The sequence below is a fragment of the Variovorax sp. genome (assembly GCF_965279555.1).
Taxonomy (GTDB): Bacteria; Pseudomonadota; Gammaproteobacteria; order Burkholderiales; family Burkholderiaceae_C; genus Variovorax.
This window is the reverse complement of sequence record NZ_OZ257247.1, coordinates 4,354,549-4,371,809: the sequence shown is the minus strand read 5'-3', so window position 1 is coordinate 4,371,809 and position 17,261 is coordinate 4,354,549. Positions and strand designations below refer to the sequence as shown.

Here is a 17,261-nt window from a genome sequence, read left to right as displayed (position 1 = left end):
AAGAAAACCCTCCCAGGAGACCCTCCGCATGAGCAACGCCAGCAAGCCCTTCGACTTCAGCCAGTTCGTCCCCGGATTCGACTTCCTGAAGAACCTCGCCGGCGGCGCCGCAGCGGGCACCGGCGCCGGTTCGGTGCCGGGGATTCCGAGCCTTGCGAGCTGGGTCGCGCCCACCCTGAGCGTGGAGGAAGTCGACAAACGCATCCAGGAGCTCAAGACGGTCCAGTACTGGCTCGAGCAGAACGGCCATGCGCTCAAGGCCACCATCCAGGCGCTCGAGGTGCAGAAGATGACGCTGTCGACGCTGCGCGGCATGAACGTGCGCATGGAAGACATCGCCAGCGCGTTCACCAAGCAGGCCGCGGCCGTGATGCCGGCGCCCGCACCAGCAGCCCCTGCCGCCGCGCCCGAGCCGGAGCCCGAAGAGATCGAGGAAGAAGACGAGCTGCCCGAGGAAGAGGAAGCGCCGACGCCCAAGAAGTCGCGCACGCGGCCGGCCGCCGCTAAATCGAAGGCCGCCGACGGCGCCGGCGTGGTCGACCCCATGCAGTGGTGGGGTTCCCTCACCGAGCAGTTCCAGCAGATCGCCAGCTCGGCGCTGCAGGACGCCGCGCAGCTGAAGGTGCCGGCCATGGCCCAGCCGCTGGCCGACGCGGTCGGCAAGGCGATGGGCGGCAAGCCGGCGGCAACCAAGGCCCGCAAGCCCGTTGCCGCGGCAAAGAAGGCGGCGGCTCCGGCCGCCAGGAAAAAGACGTCGACCGCCGCGCGCAAGCGAACCTCCAGCCGGCGCTGACGTCATACCCACATATTTTTGGAAAGAACGGGTTGGCACGCATCATGAAACTGTTTCCCTCCGGTCATGCCACCCATCCGCAATGGCGCATGGCGGCCGGCCTCGTGCTGGCCCAGTTGCGCGCACAGATGGCATTGCCCGACTACGCGTCGTCGCCGACGCTCGGGCTGCTCTACATCACCGACCACTACGCCGCCGAGGCGCAGGACATCCTCGACCACCTGAGCGCCGAACTGCCCGAGGTGACCGACTGGTCGGGCACCGTCGGCATCGGCGTGGCGGCCAACAACGCCGAATACTTCGACGAGCCCGGCATGACGCTCATGCTCTGCGCGCTGCCGAGCGACCAGTACCGCGTGTTCTCGGGCGTCGCGCCGCTGGGCAACTCCGAAATGAGCGGCTTTGAGGCCCATACCGCGCTGGTGCACGCCGATCCGGCCACGCCGGACCTGACCGAGCTGATCGCCGAGATGGCGGGCCGCACCGACACCGGCTACCTGTTCGGCGGGCTCTCGTCGGGCCGTGGCGGCGCGCTGCAGTTCGCGATCGGCGGTAACGGCAACATCCGCGGCCACGGGGCTGCGGGGGGCGTGTTTTCAGGCGGCCTGTCGGGCGTGGTGTTCGGTGACGGCGTGCGGCTGGTGTCGCGCGTCACGCAGGGCTGCCAGCCGCTGCGCTCGGGCGCGGTGCGCGAGAGAGAGATCACGGAGGCCGACGGCAACCTGTTGCTCAGGCTCGACGGCGAACCCGCGCTCGACGTGCTGCTGGCCGATCTGCAGGTGTCGCTGGAGCGGCCGCAGGAAGCCATCGACGCCGTGCGCAACACGCTGGTCGGTCTGGCCGACGCGGGCAGCGACGGCATCCGCCGCACCGGCGACCTGGGCGCCGACGTGCTGGTGCGCCACATCATCGGGCTCGACCCGACGCGGCGCGGCATCGCGATTGCCGACACGGCCGAAGCCGGCATGCGCCTGACCTTCTGCCGCCGCAATGCGCAGGCGGCGCGGTTGGACCTGATGCGTATCTGCGCCGAGATCCGTGAAGAGCTGGAGCCGGAAGAGCAGACGCTGGCCACCGCGCGCGCCGTGGCGGCGGGCGAGGCCGAGGCGGCGCCGCATCCGGCAAGGCGCATCGCGGGAGCGGTGTACGTGAGCTGTTCCGGGCGTGGCGGGCCGCATTTCGGCGCGCCGGGCGCCGAGTTGCAGATCGTGCGGCACGCGCTGGGCGACGTGCCGCTGGTCGGGTTCTTCGCCGCCGGGGAGATCGCGCGGCACCACCTGTATGGGTATACCGGGGTGCTGACGGTGTTCACGGCCAACGACTGACCGCCTTTCAGCCGCCGATCACGCCGGTTGCAGCACGCGCGGCTGCGGCGCCGGCATTCCCGTGAACGCGAAATCGACCTCCGGCGCCAGCCCGCTCACGATGCGCGCGATCGACTTGCCCGAGCCGCAGGCGTGCGTCCAGCCGAGCGTGCCGTGGCCGGTGTTCAGGAACAGGTTCGCGAGCTTGGTCTTGCCGATCAGCGGCACGTTGCTCGGCGTGGCGGGACGCAGGCCGGTCCAGAACTGGGCCTGCGTGGTGTCGCCGGCGCCGGGGAACAGCTCTTCGACGCGGCGCACGATGGCTTCGCAGCGCACGCGGTTCAGGTCGCGGTCGTAACCGTTGAGTTCGGCCGTGCCCGCGATGCGCAGGCGGTCGCCGGATTCCGAGGTGTAGCGCGAGAACACGAGCTTGAATTCGTCGTCGGTCAGCGAGACCTGGTGGGCTTTGGACGCGTCCTTGACGGGCAGCGTGACCGAATAGCCCTTGGCCGGATAGATCGGCAGGCGAATACCCAGCGGCGCCGCAAGCAGCGGGCTCAGCGAGCCCATCGCCATCACGAAGGCATCGCCGCGGATGCGCTGGAAGCGGCCTTCGACATCGGTGACCTCCACGTGATCGATGCTGCCGCCGGCCTCGCGCAGGGCGGTGACGGTGTGGCTCATCAGGAATTTCACGCCGGCTTCTGCCGCGAGCCGGGACAACTCGCGCGCGAAGCGGTTGGCATCGCCAGACTCGTCTTCGGCCGTGTAGGTCGCGCCAGCCAGCTTGGGGCGGATGTGGGCGAGGGCGGGCTCGATCTTCACGGCCTCGTCTGCCGAGATGACCTGGCGCTCGCAGCCCAGGGCGCGCATCTGCTCGGCGGGCGCGAGGGCGCCGTCGAACTCCTTCTGCGTCGTATAGAAATGGAGGATGCCCTGGGTGCGCTGGTCGTAGGCAATGCCGGTGTCGCGGCGCAACTGTTGCAACATCGAGCGGCTGTATGTGCCAAGACGCACGATCTGCTCGATGTTGTGGCGGGTGCGCGCCGGCGTGCATTCGCGCAGGAACTGCAGGCCCCATAGCCACTGGCGCATGTCGGCGCGGATGCGGAACAGCAGCGGGGCATCTTCCTTGCCCAGCCACTGCAGCACCTTGAGAGGCGCGCTGGGGTTGGCCCAGGGTTCGGCATGGCTGACGGAGATCTGCCCGCCGTTGGCGAAGCTGGTTTCGGCGGCCGGGGTGGCCTGCCGGTCGATCACGGTCACTTCGTGGCCGAGTTGCTGGAGGTAGTAAGCCGAGGTCACGCCGAGCAGGCCGGCGCCAAGAACGATCACGCGCATTTCAAGTACCTTTGAGGTGCTGCGCTTGAACGGCGGGCGATGGTGAATACTATTGAATTAATAGCAAGCAACCGGACGACCGCTGTCCAAGTTGCCGCTCCCCCTGTCCTCGGTACCTGAGAGATTCATTCGTTGCGCCATTGCAACGAATTTGCTCCTTCGGTGCGCCACGTGAAGTGGCGTCTCTCCAGACGGCGTTTCAGTTGATGCAGTACTGACCCCTTGCCGAAATACAAGACTTCGTCGGGCCGACCTGAGCGTTTATGGGAGTTTGCGCCTTCGGTAGGGCCACCGGGGTGGCCCGCTCTCCTGCGGTATCGCGAACGATTGTAAACACGGCGAGGGAAGAACGGTAACGTCTTGTGTTTCCGTCAATTGGCCCAATGGGATAATCGAACGTTAAGGTTCATTGCGACACGGCGATGACTTTCAACATTCAGGGGACCCCATGATCTTGGTTACCGGCGGCGCTGGCTTCATTGGCGCCAATTTCGTACTCGACTGGATCGCTACCAGCGACGAGCCTGTCGTGAACCTCGACAAGCTGACCTACGCCGGCAACCTCGAGACGCTCGCGTCGCTCAAGAACAACCCGAAGCACATCTTCGTGCAGGGCGACATCGGCGACAGCGCCCTGGTCGACCGCCTGCTGGCTGAGCACAAGCCGCGTGCCGTGGTCAACTTTGCCGCCGAGTCGCATGTGGACCGCTCGATCCACGGTCCCGAAGACTTCGTGCAGACCAACGTGCTCGGCACCTTCCGCCTGCTCGAATCCGTGCGTGGCCACTGGAGCGCGCTGCCAGCCGATCAGAAAGCCGCTTTCCGCTTCCTGCACGTATCGACCGACGAGGTCTACGGCTCGCTCTCCAAGACCGACCCGGCCTTCACCGAAGAGAACAAGTACGAGCCCAACAGCCCCTACTCGGCCAGCAAGGCCGCCAGCGATCATCTCGTGCGCGCCTGGCACCACACCTACGGCCTGCCGGTGCTCACCACCAACTGCTCCAACAACTACGGCCCGTTCCACTTCCCCGAGAAGCTCATCCCGCTGATGATCGTCAACGCGCTCGCTGGCAAGCCGCTGCCTGTGTACGGCGACGGCATGCAGGTGCGCGACTGGCTCTACGTGAAGGACCACTGCAGCGCCATCCGCCGCGTGCTCGAGGCCGGCAAACTGGGCGAGACCTACAACGTGGGCGGCTGGAACGAGAAGCCGAACATCGAGATCGTCAATACCGTGTGCGCGCTGCTGGACGAGCTGCGCCCCAAGGCCGACGGCAAGCCCTACAAGGAACAGATCACCTACGTCACCGACCGCCCCGGCCACGACCGCCGCTACGCCATCGACGCGCGCAAACTCGAAGCAGAGCTCGGCTGGAAGCCTGCCGAGACCTTCGACACCGGCATTCGCAAGACCGTCGAGTGGTACCTCGCGAACAGCGAATGGGTGCGCAACGTGCAAAGCGGCGCCTACCGCGAGTGGGTGGAAAAGCAGTACGACGCAAAGGCCACGGCATGAAGCTGCTGCTGCTGGGCAAGGGCGGCCAAGTCGGCTGGGAACTGCAGCGCAGCCTCGCGCCGCTAGGTAATTTGTTGGCACTCGGTTCCGACAGCACCGACTTCCCAGCGGATTTCGACCGTCCTGATCAGCTTGCGGAAACCGTGCTGAGGGTGCGTCCGGACGTTATCGTCAATGCCGCGGCGCACACCGCAGTAGACAAAGCCGAGAGCGAACCCGAATTCGCGCGCAAGCTCAACGCCACGTCGCCCGGCGTGGTGGCCGAAGCCGCCCAGCAGATCGGCGCGCTGATGGTGCACTACTCGACCGACTATGTCTTCGACGGCAGCGGCAGCAAGCCCTGGAAGGAAGACGACGCGACCGGCCCGCTCAGCGTCTACGGTCAGACCAAGCTCGAAGGCGAGCAGTTGGTGGCGCAGCACTGCCCGCGCCACCTGATCTTCCGCACAAGCTGGGTGTACGCGGCACGCGGCGGCAACTTTGCCAAGACCATGCTGCGCCTGGCCAAGGAGCGCGACAAGCTGACCGTCATCGACGACCAATTCGGTGCGCCCACAGGTGCCGAGTTGCTGGCCGACGTGACGGCCCATGCCATCCGCGCCACGCTGCAGGATCCGGCCAAGGCCGGGCTCTATCACGCGATTGCGGGCGGTGAAACGACATGGCACGGCTATGCGCGCTTCGTGCTCGAAATGGCGCAGCAGGCCGGTGTCGAGCTCAAGGCCGGCCCGCAGGCTGTCGAGGCCGTGCCGACCAGCGCCTTCCCGACCCCGGCGAAGCGCCCGCACAACTCGCGTCTGGATACCACCAAGCTGCAGACCACTTTCGGCCTGCGCCTGCCGCCTTGGCAGGAAGGCGTTGCGCGCATGCTGCGCGAGACGCTCTGAGAAGCGAATACACACCAAAGAAAAGAATGACCACGACAACTCAACGCAAAGGCATCATCCTGGCCGGTGGATCGGGCACCCGCCTGCACCCGGCCACGCTGGCCATGAGCAAGCAACTCCTGCCGGTGTACGACAAGCCGATGATCTACTACCCGCTCAGCACCCTGATGCTGGGCGGCATGCGCGACATTTTGATCATCAGCACGCCGCAGGACACGCCGCGGTTCCAGCAACTGTTGGGTGATGGCAGCCAGTGGGGCATCAATCTGCAATACGCAGTGCAGCCGAGTCCGGATGGGCTGGCGCAGGCTTTCATCATTGGTGAGAAGTTCGTAGGGAATTCGCCCAGTGCGCTGGTGTTGGGGGACAACATCTTTTATGGGCATGACCTGGCACATCTGCTCGGCGGTGCTGATGCGAAGAACTCTGGTGCCACCGTCTTTGCTTATCACGTGCACGACCCCGAGCGGTATGGAGTGGTGGCATTCGACGCCAAGGGCAAGGCCAGCAGCATCGAAGAAAAGCCGCTGAAGCCGAAGAGTAGCTATGCGGTGACGGGCCTCTACTTCTATGACAACCAAGTCGTGGACATCGCGAAGGCGGTGAAGCCGAGCGCGCGCGGGGAACTGGAAATCACGGCTGTAAATCAGGCGTACCTAGACCTCGACCAGCTCAATGTGCAGATCATGCAGCGCGGCTACGCGTGGCTGGATACTGGCACGCACGAGAGCCTGCTTGAAGCGGGCCAATTCATTGCGACGCTTGAGCATCGCCAAGGGCTGAAGATTGCCTGCCCGGAAGAAATCGCTTGGCGCAACGGATTTATCGATCGCGATCAGTTGGCCAAGCTTGCCGCGCCGCTGCAAAAGAATGGTTACGGCAAATACCTAAACCACCTGCTCGCCGAGGAGGTTCGCTCATGAATGTGGTCAAAACCGCCATTCCAGAGGTGCTGATCATAGAACCGAAAGTATTCGGCGACGCGCGTGGTTTCTTTTTCGAGAGCTTCAACCAGCGCGCATTTGACGAGGCGGTTGGCAAGAAGTTTGAATTCGTTCAAGACAACCATTCCAGATCTTCGCGCGGCGTGCTCCGTGGCTTGCACTACCAGATTCAGAATGCACAAGGCAAGCTGGTGCGGGTGGCGCGGGGGGCGGTCTTTGACGTGGCTGTAGACATCAGGCGCTCGTCGCCGACGTTTGGCCGTTGGGTTGGTACCGAACTCAACGAAGAGAACCAAAGGCAGCTGTGGATCCCGCCAGGCTTCGCCCACGGCTTCTTCGTGTTAACCGAAAGTGCGGACTTCTTATACAAGACTACTGACTACTACTCTCCTGAGTATGAAAGGTGTATTGCTTGGAATGACGTCGATTTGAACATCAAATGGCCAGATATCGGCATATCACCTCAGCTGTCAAAAAAGGACAGCGAGGGTCTTTTTCTGAAGCAGGCGAATACTTTCGCTTAAAAAATGGGATTCTTGCTTTTCAAACTAAGGTCTCATGCTTGATGTCACGCTGTTTTTAAGTTCACTGTAGTCGAAGTCGTGTGTTAGGCATGAAAGCGTGGAAATAATGAATGCATTTGAAATTCTGCAGCTTATGGTCGCTGGAAGTAGATGATGAATGTCAAGGATGTGCTGGCCCGAGTTGTTCGATATGTGAGTGAATATCGAGCCGCCAAGCTCGTAAAAAATTCAGGTTTCTTTGACAAGGATTGGTATGCTGGTCAGAACCCTGATGTTCCAGTCCAAAATGCTTTGTCCCACTTTATTCGCTTCGGAGGAAATGAGGGAAGATCTCCAAGCGAAAAATTCGACTCAGCATGGTATTTGAAAAAATATGGCGATGTGGCGATCAGCGGTACAAATCCTCTCGTCCATTATCTCCGTTGGGGAAGCCGCGAAGGTCGTGAAACAACCGGCACCGACTCAGATGCCGAAGGCGCGCCGATTCCTTCCCTCGGCAGCGACCCGCCGACAGAACAAGAGGTGCGGGATGTTGAAATACTTCGCGGCACGGATCTATTCAATCCCGAGTGGTATTTAAAAACCTATCCTCATCTAGAAGGTCAGGACCCTTATCTACACTTCCTCAGGCACGGCGGATTTGAAGGGCTTAAAGCGAGCGAAGAATTTGATTGTGCATGGTACAGAGATATATATCCTGATGTTGTTCTGCACAACGTGCATCCCTTGCTTCATTACCTCGAGCATGGAATTAATGAGGGCCGCTTCAAGGGCATGAATCCAAGCATTTCGGAGGTTGTGAAAAAGACTGTTGCAGATCTGATGGTTCTCGATCCCGAAATCGAAGCATGCCACCCTTTGCATGGTAAACACCTGAGGTTGCGACCGAATTTCAGCATTCCCTCTGATGAGGTGGGCGTTGCATGGCGCCGCATTTTTGATGATCTTCCAGGTGAGATTGAGCATATCGTTTTTATGCCTTGGCTGGTTAAGGGGGGGGCCGATCTAGCTGGTGTGAATATGATTCGCGCCGCCCAGGAAAAACTAAGTGTCAAAGCTGTGCTTCTGGTATTGACTGATCATGCAAATGTGGATGCCTTCGATTGGTTGCCCGAGGGAACGCAAGTACTGGTTCTTTCCGATTACGATAGAAAACTAAGTCCGAAACACAGGCAGCGCATTGTTGAGGCGCTCATATTTTCTGTTCAACCCGCCTCCATAATGAATGTGAACAGTATGGCCTGTTGGGATGCAATTCTCGAAAAAGGTCGTGCTTTCAAAAAAATATGCCGTATTCACGTTGCATTATTTTGCCGTGACTTCACTGAAGATGGCCGCGGTGCGGGCTACGCTGATACTCATTTTCGAGCTGGTATCGCAAATGTCGATTTGGTCTATTTCGATACCCAAATTTTTCTCGATGAGGTGGCGCAAAGATTTGGGCTTACTGTGTCGCTGAAGAAGAAGTTGAAGTTCCTGCCTCAGCCTGTGCTGGATGATATTAAAGAAATAACTGTCAACAAGCATCAATTTGAATCTGTTCCGGCAATATTTTGGGCTGGGCGATTTTGTTATCAAAAAAATACTGAGCTACTGGCGCGAATCATCAAAAGTCGACCGAAGGTTTCTTTGGACATCTATGGAGGCGGAGAGGCAAGGATAGAGACCGAATTACTGCAACTCGCAACTGAGTATCCAGGAGTAAATGTATTAGGGCTTTTCCCTTCATTCAACAAGCTTCCGCTGGAAAAATATAGTGCGTTTCTTTTTACCTCTAGGTTCGAAGGAATGCCAACTGTATTGATCAATGCGGCAGCAGCAGGACTACCGATCATCGCAAGCAATGTCGGTGGAGTTTCGGAGTTGGTTACTCATGAGACAGGCTGGCTGATTAACGATTTAGACGATGAGACCGCATATTGCGAGGCAATCCGTCAGATTATTAACGATCCAGAAGAGGTAGCAAGGCGTTCGGAGTCGATGAGGAAAAAATTAGGAACGGAGCGTTCATGGAGCGCCTTTAAATCAAAGCTTTTCGTTCCTTCGAAAAGTTCTTTTGGAGACGGATTTGCCGAAGGTTGATGTAACTGCAGTTGTCAACGCGCACAGGGAAGGTCTATTGTTGAAGCCGACGCTGGACAGCGTCCGCAGATGCTTCGAGTTGGCGCGGGAAAAAAAGCTAGCGGTTGAACTACTAGTAGCTATGGATCGTTCGGATGAGCTAACCCTTGAGGTTGTCCAACACGGCATCGCGGATATTGATAACGCTCGAATCGTTCCGATGGACTATGGCGATGTGGGACATTGCCGAAATCAAGCCGCCTTGCTGGCCCAAGGGAAATATGTTGCATTTCTCGATGGCGACGATTTATGGGGAAAAAACTGGATCGTAGACGCGTTCAAGATGGCACAGGCTGATGCTCGCGAACTGGTGCTTCACCCTGAAGTTAATGTCTATTTCGGCCAGGATCCCCATGTCTTTGTACACATTGATAGCGAAGACCGGAAATTTGATCTGGCAGGACTCGCATTGGTTAATTATTGGACGTCTCTTTGCTTCGTGCGTACGGCTTTCTTGGTTTCGAATCCCTATCCAGAAACAAACTTGCTGGAACAAATGGGGTATGAAGATTGGGGTTGGAATCTTAAGGCGATTTCTGCAGGCGCACTCCACAAGTGTGTTCCAGAAACAGGGCATGCTATACGTATGAAGCGCGTGTCACTTGTTCGCCAGACCAATTCTGCTGCATGCATTGCCGAGCCAAGCGATATTTTTCCAGCTGCATTGAAGAATCGGTCGAAAAAAGCAAATTCTATGATTCGTATCGCGGCGTAGTTTTAATGAGGATGATCAGGTTCCCCATTTTACGCCGTATGCATTGTTTGAGTTGCAAGTCCGGCGAATTGTCTCTGAAGCGCCAATTTTGGTCGTTGTTGCGAATCGCGAATAATTCACGAAATGAGCCCTGCATTCCGATGTCAATCATTAAAGAGTTAGTTATCAGGGCCTTGCCATGAAGACGTTTCAACGGGTTTCTGTAGTGATCCCAGTTTATGCTGGGCAGCGAACGCTGCCTGTGCTTATGGACGAACTCGCGAAACTCACTGAGCCTCAGGTGACACATGATGGCAATGAGTTCGTCGTTTGCGAAGTATTGCTTGTTCATGATTGTGGGCCGGATCGCTCGGATCTCGCTATTGAAGAATTGGCTAAGATCCACGAATTTGTTCACCCGATATGGTTGTCGCGTAATTATGGACAACATGCTGCAACGTTGGCTGGAATGGCGAGCGCGACCGGGGACTGGGTCGTCACAATGGACGAAGATGGGCAGCAGGATCCACAAAGCATTGCTGAAATGCTCGATATGGCGCAAAAAGATGCGCTTCAACTTGTTTACGCACAGCCAACCAATCCTCCTCCGCACGGGTGGTTAAGGAATTTGGCCAGCTTTACTGCCAAGGCGATCAGTAAGCGGTTGCTGGGCAACAAATCAATTGGTCGCTTCAATAGCTTCAGATTGATAGACGGAGAAATTGCTCGCACGCTCTCTGCCTACTGTGGAAACGGCGTTTACCTTGATGTCGGACTGTTTTGGATCACCGGCCGGGTTGGGCATTGTCCTTTGCGTCTCAGAGAAGAAATGGGAAGGCCATCTGGATACTCGTTCCTTTCTTTGATCAGGCATTTCTGGAGCCTCGTTCTTACGACGGGAACAAGACCTCTTCGCCTTATCACGGTCGTTGGTTTCTTCTCGATTCTTCTCGCACTTGGGTTTGCTCTTTACGCAGTCTATGAAAAGTATACCGGCCAAGTGCCGGTCGAAGGCTGGACTTCACTCGCAGTAGTTGTGGCTTTTTTCTCCGGCGTGATTCTCACCGCGCTCGGCGTGATTGCGGAGTACTTGGCAGTGACGATGGGTATCGTTATGGGCAAGCCGTTATACGTGGTCAGTTCAAAACCGACGCGATCGAATCGACCATGACGTTGGTTTGGGTGATTGGTGCTCGTGGTCTGTTGGGTTCGGCTTTCGGTCGAGCGCTTTCACTTGATGAAACAACGTCATTTGCACCGGTTGAGCGCTTTCAATGGTCAGACGAATTGCGACTGGCTGCGCAGCTTGAAGAGGCGGTCGAGACGTTCGCTTTGAATGCTTATGGCCATGAGCGATGGGAGATCTACTGGGCGGCAGGCGTAGGAACGATGGGCAGCACTGCTGAAGACCTGATGCCCGAAACGCGTGCGATCGAAAGACTGCTGTCGTTGCTTCAAGCAAGCAAACCTCTGATGGCAATGCCGGGTGGCATTGTTTTTTCCAGCTCCGCAGGCGCAATCTACGGCGCTTGTGGTGTTGATGTAGTGACGGAAGCGTCACCCATTGCCCCAAGCAACGCATATGCTCGGGAAAAACTGAAACAGGAAGAGTTGCTTCGGGCTTTTGGTGCTGGCAACTCGAATATAGCTGTGCTTCTTGCCCGAATTTCCACACTTTATGGTGCAGGCCAAGCGCCGGGAAAGCCCCAGGGTTTGTTGACCCACATCGCTCGCAGCATTGTTCGTAACCGGCCAGTCAGTATCTATGTACCCATCGATACGATACGCGACTACATATCTGTCGACGACGCGGCGATGAACATCGTAAAGGTATTGCGTGGCCTGGCTGGGCAAAGCGGCGTCTGGATGAAAATAATTGCGTCCGAACGTCCCGCGACGATTGCAGAAATAATTTCGATATTCAGGCGAATCGCAAGGAAAACGCCTCGAATCACCACTGGTGCAAGCAAGGCTTCAAGCCTGTATCTTCGGCGTGTTCAGTTCCGTTCAATTGTGTTGAATGAGAATGGAAAGTCTTATGCTCGCAGTTTGACTGTCGGAATTGCTCAACTTCTTAGTTTTGAGCGTGCATTGCACGCCAATCCGAACCGGCGCGAAACTTAAGTCGCATGCAAATATTGCATCCTATCGTAATGCTGGATTGACTTGGCTGCACTCCTATGATCGCCGGAAAAATCCTTTCATTTCAGTTCGCTCGGTTTCTGGTGGTCGGCGTTGCCAATACGTTGGTTGGACTGTCTGTAATTTTTGCTGCTAAATATTTTTTCGACGCCCGTGACGTGGTTGCTAATGCAATCGGATATGCGGTTGGAATTTGCGTGAGTTTTACGCTGAACAGTCGCTGGACTTTTGCATATAAAGGTAACTGGGTTCCGGCGGTTGTGAAATTTTTTGTTGCCACGGGCATTGCCTATGTAGCAAATCTGGCGACAGTTGTGACTGCGATAGATTTGTTAAATCTGAATGCCTACCTTGCCCAGGCGATGGGTATGCCGGTTTATACGGTTACAGCTTACTTGGCCAGCCGGTATATAGTGTTTCGCAAGGTGGGCGGTGCTGGTTAGCTTTGGGCTGATCATTTCACCAGGCTTTAGATGATATTGCTTTCCAAGATTAATAAGTCGATGGAAATTTTGCATTTTTGCTGGGATGAATTGGTTAAATCCTGGTTTGATCCATGCGTCTTCTTGGAAATTGAATGCTGAAGTCAAATAATAAGACTGGAATTAATAGATGAGTGCGCGAATTCGAAGATTTATCGCCTTCTGGCGAGCAAAAGGAACGGTTGCGACCGCAAGGTTGGTTCGCGCAAAGCTAGGTGCGGCTGTAGCCGGGCACCCTGTGCAGGCCATTCAAGACGCGGCGGCGCTTCGCGGCACTGCGAATCGCGTACAGACCACGGTTCCCGAACTGCTGGGCAAACGTTTCGTGGCGCAAGAGCCGCTGCGTACGTACTCAATTCCCCGGCCAGAACTGCCGCGGGTCAGCTTGGTAACCGACAGCATCGGCTCAGGCAGTCTTTTCGGTGGTGTGGGCACAGCATTGTTGTTTGCGGCACTGCTGGCAAACCGGATGAATGCAACGCTGCGTATCGTGACCCGGACCGAGGCACCTTCGCCCGCGAACGCGGCTCAGATCCTGAGCGCCTACGGCATCGAACTGGTGCATGAAATTCAGTTTGCCTTCGCTGCGCACTCGGGGGCGGATACTGGACTGCTTCCAGCCGCAGAGGCGCGGGCCAGCCTGGATATCCACGCCGAAGAACTTTTCATCACGATGTCGTGGTGGACCACCGCCGCAACGCTTGCCAGCGTGCCGCCCGCCTCGATCATCTATTTGCTTCAAGAGGATGAGCGGATGTTCTATCCGTTCGGCGAAGACCGCGTTCAATGCGAGCGCGTGTTGCGCAATCAGCAGATCCGCTTCGTGGTCAACACACGGTTGCTGTTCGAACACCTCGTCGCCACCGGGTTGACGAACCTTGAACGCAATAGCCTGTGGTTCGAGCCCTCATTTCCCAAGACGCTCTTCCACCAGCGGCCGCGCGAGGCAGGTGGCAAGAAACGCTTCTTCTTCTATGCAAGGCCGAACAATCCACGCAATCTGTTCCACATTGGGCTCGACCTTATCGACCGTGCAGTCAACGAAGGTGTGCTCGATCTCGCGCAGTGGGACATTTTTCTGGTCGGCAAGGACATTCCGAACGTGAGCTTCGGCGATGGTTACGTGCCAGAGCGATGTGAAGGGCTTGATTGGGAAGCGTATGCCGACTTGGCGGGAACGATCGATCTTGGGCTGTGCCTGATGTACACGCCGCATCCCAGCTATCCACCTTTCGATCTTGCCGCCAGCGGTGCCGTGGTTGTTACCAACAGGTTTGCCAACAAGCAGGACCTGTCGAACTATTCGGCCAACATTCTGTGCGCAGACTTAAACACCGATGTGTTGGTCGATGCGCTTCGCGCTGGTGTCGCGCTTGCCGACGACAACGAAACGCGAACCCGAAATCTGGCGGCCAACGGATTGGGCGCGGATTGGGTTCAGTCGTTCGAGCAAACGCTCCAAACCCTTGTTGCGCGACGCTGATGTTTGCCCTGGACATTCCTCCCGTCCCCTACGCGGACCCGTGGCTGCAGCCGCTGTCGACTCGGCTGTCCATGTTGTACAGAAGCAAGGTCCGCGTGGCCTACTTCTACGAAGAGCCGAACAACAGCACCTTCCGCTACCGTGCCTACAACATGGCTCAGGTGCTCAACGAGCCCGATGCAAGCGATGTATCGGCGAGCTACTTCTTCCTGTCGGACAGCGATCGATTCGACGAGATTGCCGACGCCGCTGATCTGCTTGTGATCTGCCGGTCGCGGTATTGCCATCAAGTGAATGGCCTGATCACCAAGTTCAGGGCGCGCGGCAAGCGCGTGCTGTTCGATGTCGATGACCTGGTGGTCGACACCGACTACGCGCACCTCGTCGTGGCGACTCTGGGCCTCGACGTGACCCAGAAGGGCGTCTGGGACGACTGGTTCGCGATGATCGCCCGGATGCACCAGACGCTGAGACTGTGTGACGGCGCGATCACCACAAACGCGTTCCTTGCACAGAAGATCGCAGACTGCTCCGGCCTGCCTGTGGCGGTCATCCCGAACTTCATGAACAAGGAGCAGCTCGACTTGGCGGAGAAGGTCTTTGCAGCGAAGGAACGCGCGCGCTTCTCAGGCAACGGAAAGACCACCCTTGGGTATTTCAGCGGTTCGCCGTCGCACCGCCTCGATTACGCGATCGTGGAGCCATCGCTGGTGGATGTGCTAGCCGAGCGGCCAAATGTGGAGGTGATGGTCGTTGGCTACATTGACCACGGCCCTGCCATGCGCGAGTTCCGGCATCGAATCAGCCGCCAGCCGTTCCATGACTACGTGAACCTGCAGCGACTGCTGGGCACGGTGGAATTCAACCTGATGCCGCTGCAATCGAATGCTTTCACGGACTGCAAGTCGGAATTGAAATACTTCGAAGCAGCAAGCGTTGGAACCTTGAGCATCGCGTCGCCCAGCTTCACTTACAGCCGCGCTATCAGCGACGGGGAAACCGGCTATCTGTCGAAGGCCCACGAATGGACCGAATCGATTCTTCGAGCGATAGACCAGAGCACCGAGGTGTATGCGTCGATGGCAGCGCGGGCGCGTGAGGATGCGTTGCGCAAGTTCGGCTGGCAGCACCAGCGCGAAACCATCCTCAACGCTTTGCAACTGGCCTGAGATTCAGCGCTCGACGATCCGTCCGTGCTCCATGTGGATCACCCGGTTGCATTCCTTGGCAATCAATTCGGGCGAATGAGATGCCAGCACCAGAATGCCGGACTTCGACACCACGTCCCGCATGCGCTGCTCGGCCTTTTCCGTGAAGGCGGCGTCGCCCACGGAGAGCCACTCGTCCATCAGCAGGATGTCGGCTTCGACGCTGGTCGAGATCGAGAATGCGAGTCGCATCATCATGCCGGTGGAGTAGGTGCGAACGGGCATGTTGACGTACTCACCCAGCCCGCTGAATTCGCATATTTCGGGTGTGAGCCGGTCGATCTCTTTCTTGCCCATGCCCATCACGAGACCGCGCAGCATGATGTTCTCGATGCCGGTTGCGTCCATCTCGATGCCAAGCGCGGGATCGATCAGGCTGGCCACCGAGCCCTGGCGCGTCAACTCGCCTGAAGATGGCTCATAGACGCCCGCCAGCGTACGCAGCAGGGTGGATTTGCCCGCGCCGTTGTGGCCGATGAGGCCCAGCCGGTCGCCGCTTTTCAGTTCGAGGTTGAGGCCGCTGAGGGCCTGCACCACGGTGACCCCGGTTTCCTTGCCGAAGCGCCCGCCGGTAACCGAAGCCGCGAGTGTCTTCTTGAGTGATGCCGAGCCCGCGCCGTAGATGGGGAAGCTGACCGAAACGTTCTTGAGTGAAATGGAAGCCATGGATCAGAGCCAGTAGACGACGCGACGGCGGTATTTGACAAAGAGCACGCTGGCAAGAGTGAGACACAGCACGGTCCACACGCCGATGCCGATCCAGCTGTGGATATGGGCCACTCCACCCATGAGCGGCGTGCGCAGCAAATCGAGCATTTGTGCGAAAGGGTTCCAGAGCACGTACTTGGCACGGCCCGGAAGGTTTTCGGGCAGCCAGAACACCGGGGTCAGGAACATCAACATTTGCATGATGCTGGTGACGATCTGCGTCACGTCGCGGTAGCGGGTGCAAACGAGGCCCAGCAGCAGGCCGAGCGCATGCGCGTTGACGATGAGGATGAGAAAAGCGGGAATGACCAGCAGCACTGACCATGACAAGGAGACGCCAGCCCAGAGTGCGACGGGGATGTACAGCACGATCTGGTGGGCGAACTGGATCAGGTTGCGCGACAAGCCTCGCCATACGAACATGCTGATCGGAAAGTAGCCCTGCTTGAGATAGTTGGACGATCCGACGAAGGCGTTGCAGGCGTCTGTGACTATCGTGGAGAACAGGCCCCAGAAGATCACGCCGAGCGCCAGATGGGGGAAGAACTTGTCCAGATGGGTGCCGAAGAGCGAGGCATACAGCGGGCCCATGCCGCCGATCATGACGCCCATGCTCAGCGTGAGCCAAAGAGGGCCGAGCATGGAGCGGCGGTAGCGCAGGACGATGTCGAACCAGGCGAGGGTCCACCAGATGTCCGTGCGGCGTGTCCCTTCCCACCAGTCGGCCCATGCGCTGCGGTGAAGGTTGGAGTGAACTTGACTCATGTGCGTTGATAAGAGTCGCGGAGCGGAAGACGGCAGCGTCTTCGCCCTCGGCCTGCGTGCTTCGACGTGCTGGGCTCGTCGACGGCACCAGAGACCGACCTCATTGCTATCCTTTGTGTGAACCGCGCGATTTTACCGGGCGGGGTGAAGAGACCTCATATCTCCCTCGGCGAGCCCCCGCCGCCGCGCCCGGAGGCGCCGACGAAAGCGAAGATAATTCTCGCAGCAAGGGAGTCGAGCCCCACGTCCCGCGCCCACTGCGCGTGCGGGATGCCCTCACGAAAGAAATATATCTCTCGCCGCCCCGGCTGGCGGCCTGCCTATGAAATCTGTATCCCGGTTCCTT

General features: G+C 58.2%; 16 protein-coding genes and 2 riboswitches. Of the genes, 13 read left to right on the top strand and 3 right to left on the bottom strand.

The window, feature by feature from the left end; translation table 11 throughout:
• Window positions 1-28: 28 nt before the first annotated feature.
• Window positions 29-793 carry a PhaM family polyhydroxyalkanoate granule multifunctional regulatory protein gene (locus ACQY8B_RS20550; RefSeq protein WP_422088397.1) on the top strand — a complete coding sequence of 255 codons (765 nt, stop codon included), beginning with the start codon at window positions 29-31 and terminating at the stop codon, window positions 791-793.
• 44 nt (window positions 794-837) lie between these two features.
• On the top strand, window positions 838-2,118 hold the full coding sequence (locus ACQY8B_RS20545; RefSeq protein ID WP_422088396.1) for an FIST signal transduction protein: 1,281 nt from the start codon (window positions 838-840) through the stop codon (window positions 2,116-2,118).
• 18 nt (window positions 2,119-2,136) lie between these two features.
• Here ACQY8B_RS20545 and ACQY8B_RS20540 read toward each other — a convergent pair whose 3' ends face one another.
• On the bottom strand, window positions 2,137-3,438 hold the full coding sequence (locus ACQY8B_RS20540) for a D-amino acid dehydrogenase (protein ID WP_422088395.1): 1,302 nt from the start codon (window positions 3,436-3,438) through the stop codon (window positions 2,137-2,139).
• 93 nt (window positions 3,439-3,531) lie between these two features.
• A riboswitch (glycine riboswitch) is annotated at window positions 3,532-3,639 on the bottom strand.
• 17 nt (window positions 3,640-3,656) lie between these two features.
• A riboswitch (glycine riboswitch) is annotated at window positions 3,657-3,760 on the bottom strand.
• A gap of 126 nt (window positions 3,761-3,886) precedes the next feature.
• Between ACQY8B_RS20540 and rfbB the strand changes: the two genes are divergently transcribed.
• The 11 genes from rfbB (at window position 3,887) to ACQY8B_RS20485 (ending at window position 15,403) form a co-directional block, all read left to right on the top strand.
• Window positions 3,887-4,957, top strand: a complete 1,071-nt coding sequence (gene rfbB, locus ACQY8B_RS20535) for a dTDP-glucose 4,6-dehydratase (RefSeq protein ID WP_422088394.1) — start codon at window positions 3,887-3,889, stop codon at window positions 4,955-4,957.
• Window positions 4,954-5,844: a dTDP-4-dehydrorhamnose reductase gene (gene rfbD, locus ACQY8B_RS20530; protein ID WP_422088393.1), complete on the top strand. Its 891-nt coding sequence runs from the start codon at window positions 4,954-4,956 to the stop codon at window positions 5,842-5,844. The genes rfbB and rfbD overlap by 4 nt, the downstream gene beginning before the upstream one ends.
• 26 nt (window positions 5,845-5,870) lie before the next feature.
• A complete protein-coding gene (gene rfbA / locus ACQY8B_RS20525) occupies window positions 5,871-6,767 on the top strand; it encodes a glucose-1-phosphate thymidylyltransferase RfbA (RefSeq protein WP_422088392.1) in 897 nt (298 codons plus the stop codon).
• On the top strand, window positions 6,764-7,312 hold the full coding sequence (gene rfbC / locus ACQY8B_RS20520; RefSeq protein WP_422088391.1) for a dTDP-4-dehydrorhamnose 3,5-epimerase: 549 nt from the start codon (window positions 6,764-6,766) through the stop codon (window positions 7,310-7,312). Before rfbA ends, rfbC begins: the two co-directional genes overlap by 4 nt.
• 150 nt (window positions 7,313-7,462) lie before the next feature.
• On the top strand, window positions 7,463-9,394 hold the full coding sequence (locus ACQY8B_RS20515) for a glycosyltransferase family 4 protein (RefSeq protein ID WP_422088390.1): 1,932 nt from the start codon (window positions 7,463-7,465) through the stop codon (window positions 9,392-9,394).
• Window positions 9,395-9,434: 40 nt separating this feature from the next.
• Window positions 9,435-10,148, top strand: a complete 714-nt coding sequence (locus ACQY8B_RS20510) for a glycosyltransferase family 2 protein (protein ID WP_422088389.1) — start codon at window positions 9,435-9,437, stop codon at window positions 10,146-10,148.
• Window positions 10,149-10,326: 178 nt separating this feature from the next.
• The gene (locus tag ACQY8B_RS20505; protein WP_409194823.1) at window positions 10,327-11,298 is read left to right on the top strand and encodes a glycosyltransferase; all 972 of its coding nucleotides are present in this window, start codon (window positions 10,327-10,329) and stop codon (window positions 11,296-11,298) included.
• Window positions 11,295-12,251: an NAD-dependent epimerase/dehydratase family protein gene (locus ACQY8B_RS20500; protein ID WP_422088388.1), complete on the top strand. Its 957-nt coding sequence runs from the start codon at window positions 11,295-11,297 to the stop codon at window positions 12,249-12,251. Before ACQY8B_RS20505 ends, ACQY8B_RS20500 begins: the two co-directional genes overlap by 4 nt.
• Window positions 12,252-12,307: 56 nt before the next feature.
• Window positions 12,308-12,712, top strand: a complete 405-nt coding sequence (locus ACQY8B_RS20495) for a GtrA family protein (protein WP_422088387.1) — start codon at window positions 12,308-12,310, stop codon at window positions 12,710-12,712.
• Window positions 12,713-12,881: 169 nt separating this feature from the next.
• Window positions 12,882-14,234, top strand: coding sequence for a hypothetical protein (locus ACQY8B_RS20490; protein ID WP_422088386.1), 1,353 nt, complete (start codon window positions 12,882-12,884; stop codon window positions 14,232-14,234).
• Between the two features lie 95 nt (window positions 14,235-14,329).
• Window positions 14,330-15,403: a glycosyltransferase family protein gene (locus ACQY8B_RS20485; protein WP_422088385.1), complete on the top strand. Its 1,074-nt coding sequence runs from the start codon at window positions 14,330-14,332 to the stop codon at window positions 15,401-15,403.
• Window positions 15,404-15,406: 3 nt separating this feature from the next.
• Here ACQY8B_RS20485 and ACQY8B_RS20480 read toward each other — a convergent pair whose 3' ends face one another.
• Together ACQY8B_RS20480 and ACQY8B_RS20475 are read right to left on the bottom strand one after the other, a co-directional pair.
• Entirely contained in the window at window positions 15,407-16,108 is a 702-nt protein-coding gene (locus ACQY8B_RS20480) for an ABC transporter ATP-binding protein (RefSeq protein WP_422088384.1), read from the bottom strand.
• A gap of 3 nt (window positions 16,109-16,111) precedes the next feature.
• Window positions 16,112-16,915: an ABC transporter permease gene (locus ACQY8B_RS20475; RefSeq protein WP_422088383.1), complete on the bottom strand. Its 804-nt coding sequence runs from the start codon at window positions 16,913-16,915 to the stop codon at window positions 16,112-16,114.
• Window positions 16,916-17,261: the final 346 nt, after the last annotated feature.

Coding starts and splice junctions, on each gene's coding strand:
- ACQY8B_RS20475 (WP_422088383.1), bottom strand. CDS start 16,915: ATGAGTCAAGTTCACTCCAACCTTCACCGCAGCGCATGGGCCGACTGG.
- rfbD (WP_422088393.1), top strand. CDS start 4,954: ATGAAGCTGCTGCTGCTGGGCAAGGGCGGCCAAGTCGGCTGGGAACTG.
- ACQY8B_RS20545 (WP_422088396.1), top strand. CDS start 838: ATGAAACTGTTTCCCTCCGGTCATGCCACCCATCCGCAATGGCGCATG.
- rfbC (WP_422088391.1), top strand. CDS start 6,764: ATGAATGTGGTCAAAACCGCCATTCCAGAGGTGCTGATCATAGAACCG.
- rfbB (WP_422088394.1), top strand. CDS start 3,887: ATGATCTTGGTTACCGGCGGCGCTGGCTTCATTGGCGCCAATTTCGTA.
- ACQY8B_RS20500 (WP_422088388.1), top strand. CDS start 11,295: ATGACGTTGGTTTGGGTGATTGGTGCTCGTGGTCTGTTGGGTTCGGCT.
- ACQY8B_RS20495 (WP_422088387.1), top strand. CDS start 12,308: ATGATCGCCGGAAAAATCCTTTCATTTCAGTTCGCTCGGTTTCTGGTG.
- rfbA (WP_422088392.1), top strand. CDS start 5,871: ATGACCACGACAACTCAACGCAAAGGCATCATCCTGGCCGGTGGATCG.
- ACQY8B_RS20515 (WP_422088390.1), top strand. CDS start 7,463: ATGATGAATGTCAAGGATGTGCTGGCCCGAGTTGTTCGATATGTGAGT.
- ACQY8B_RS20505 (WP_409194823.1), top strand. CDS start 10,327: ATGAAGACGTTTCAACGGGTTTCTGTAGTGATCCCAGTTTATGCTGGG.
- ACQY8B_RS20540 (WP_422088395.1), bottom strand. CDS start 3,438: ATGCGCGTGATCGTTCTTGGCGCCGGCCTGCTCGGCGTGACCTCGGCT.
- ACQY8B_RS20490 (WP_422088386.1), top strand. CDS start 12,882: ATGAGTGCGCGAATTCGAAGATTTATCGCCTTCTGGCGAGCAAAAGGA.
- ACQY8B_RS20480 (WP_422088384.1), bottom strand. CDS start 16,108: ATGGCTTCCATTTCACTCAAGAACGTTTCGGTCAGCTTCCCCATCTAC.
- ACQY8B_RS20550 (WP_422088397.1), top strand. CDS start 29: ATGAGCAACGCCAGCAAGCCCTTCGACTTCAGCCAGTTCGTCCCCGGA.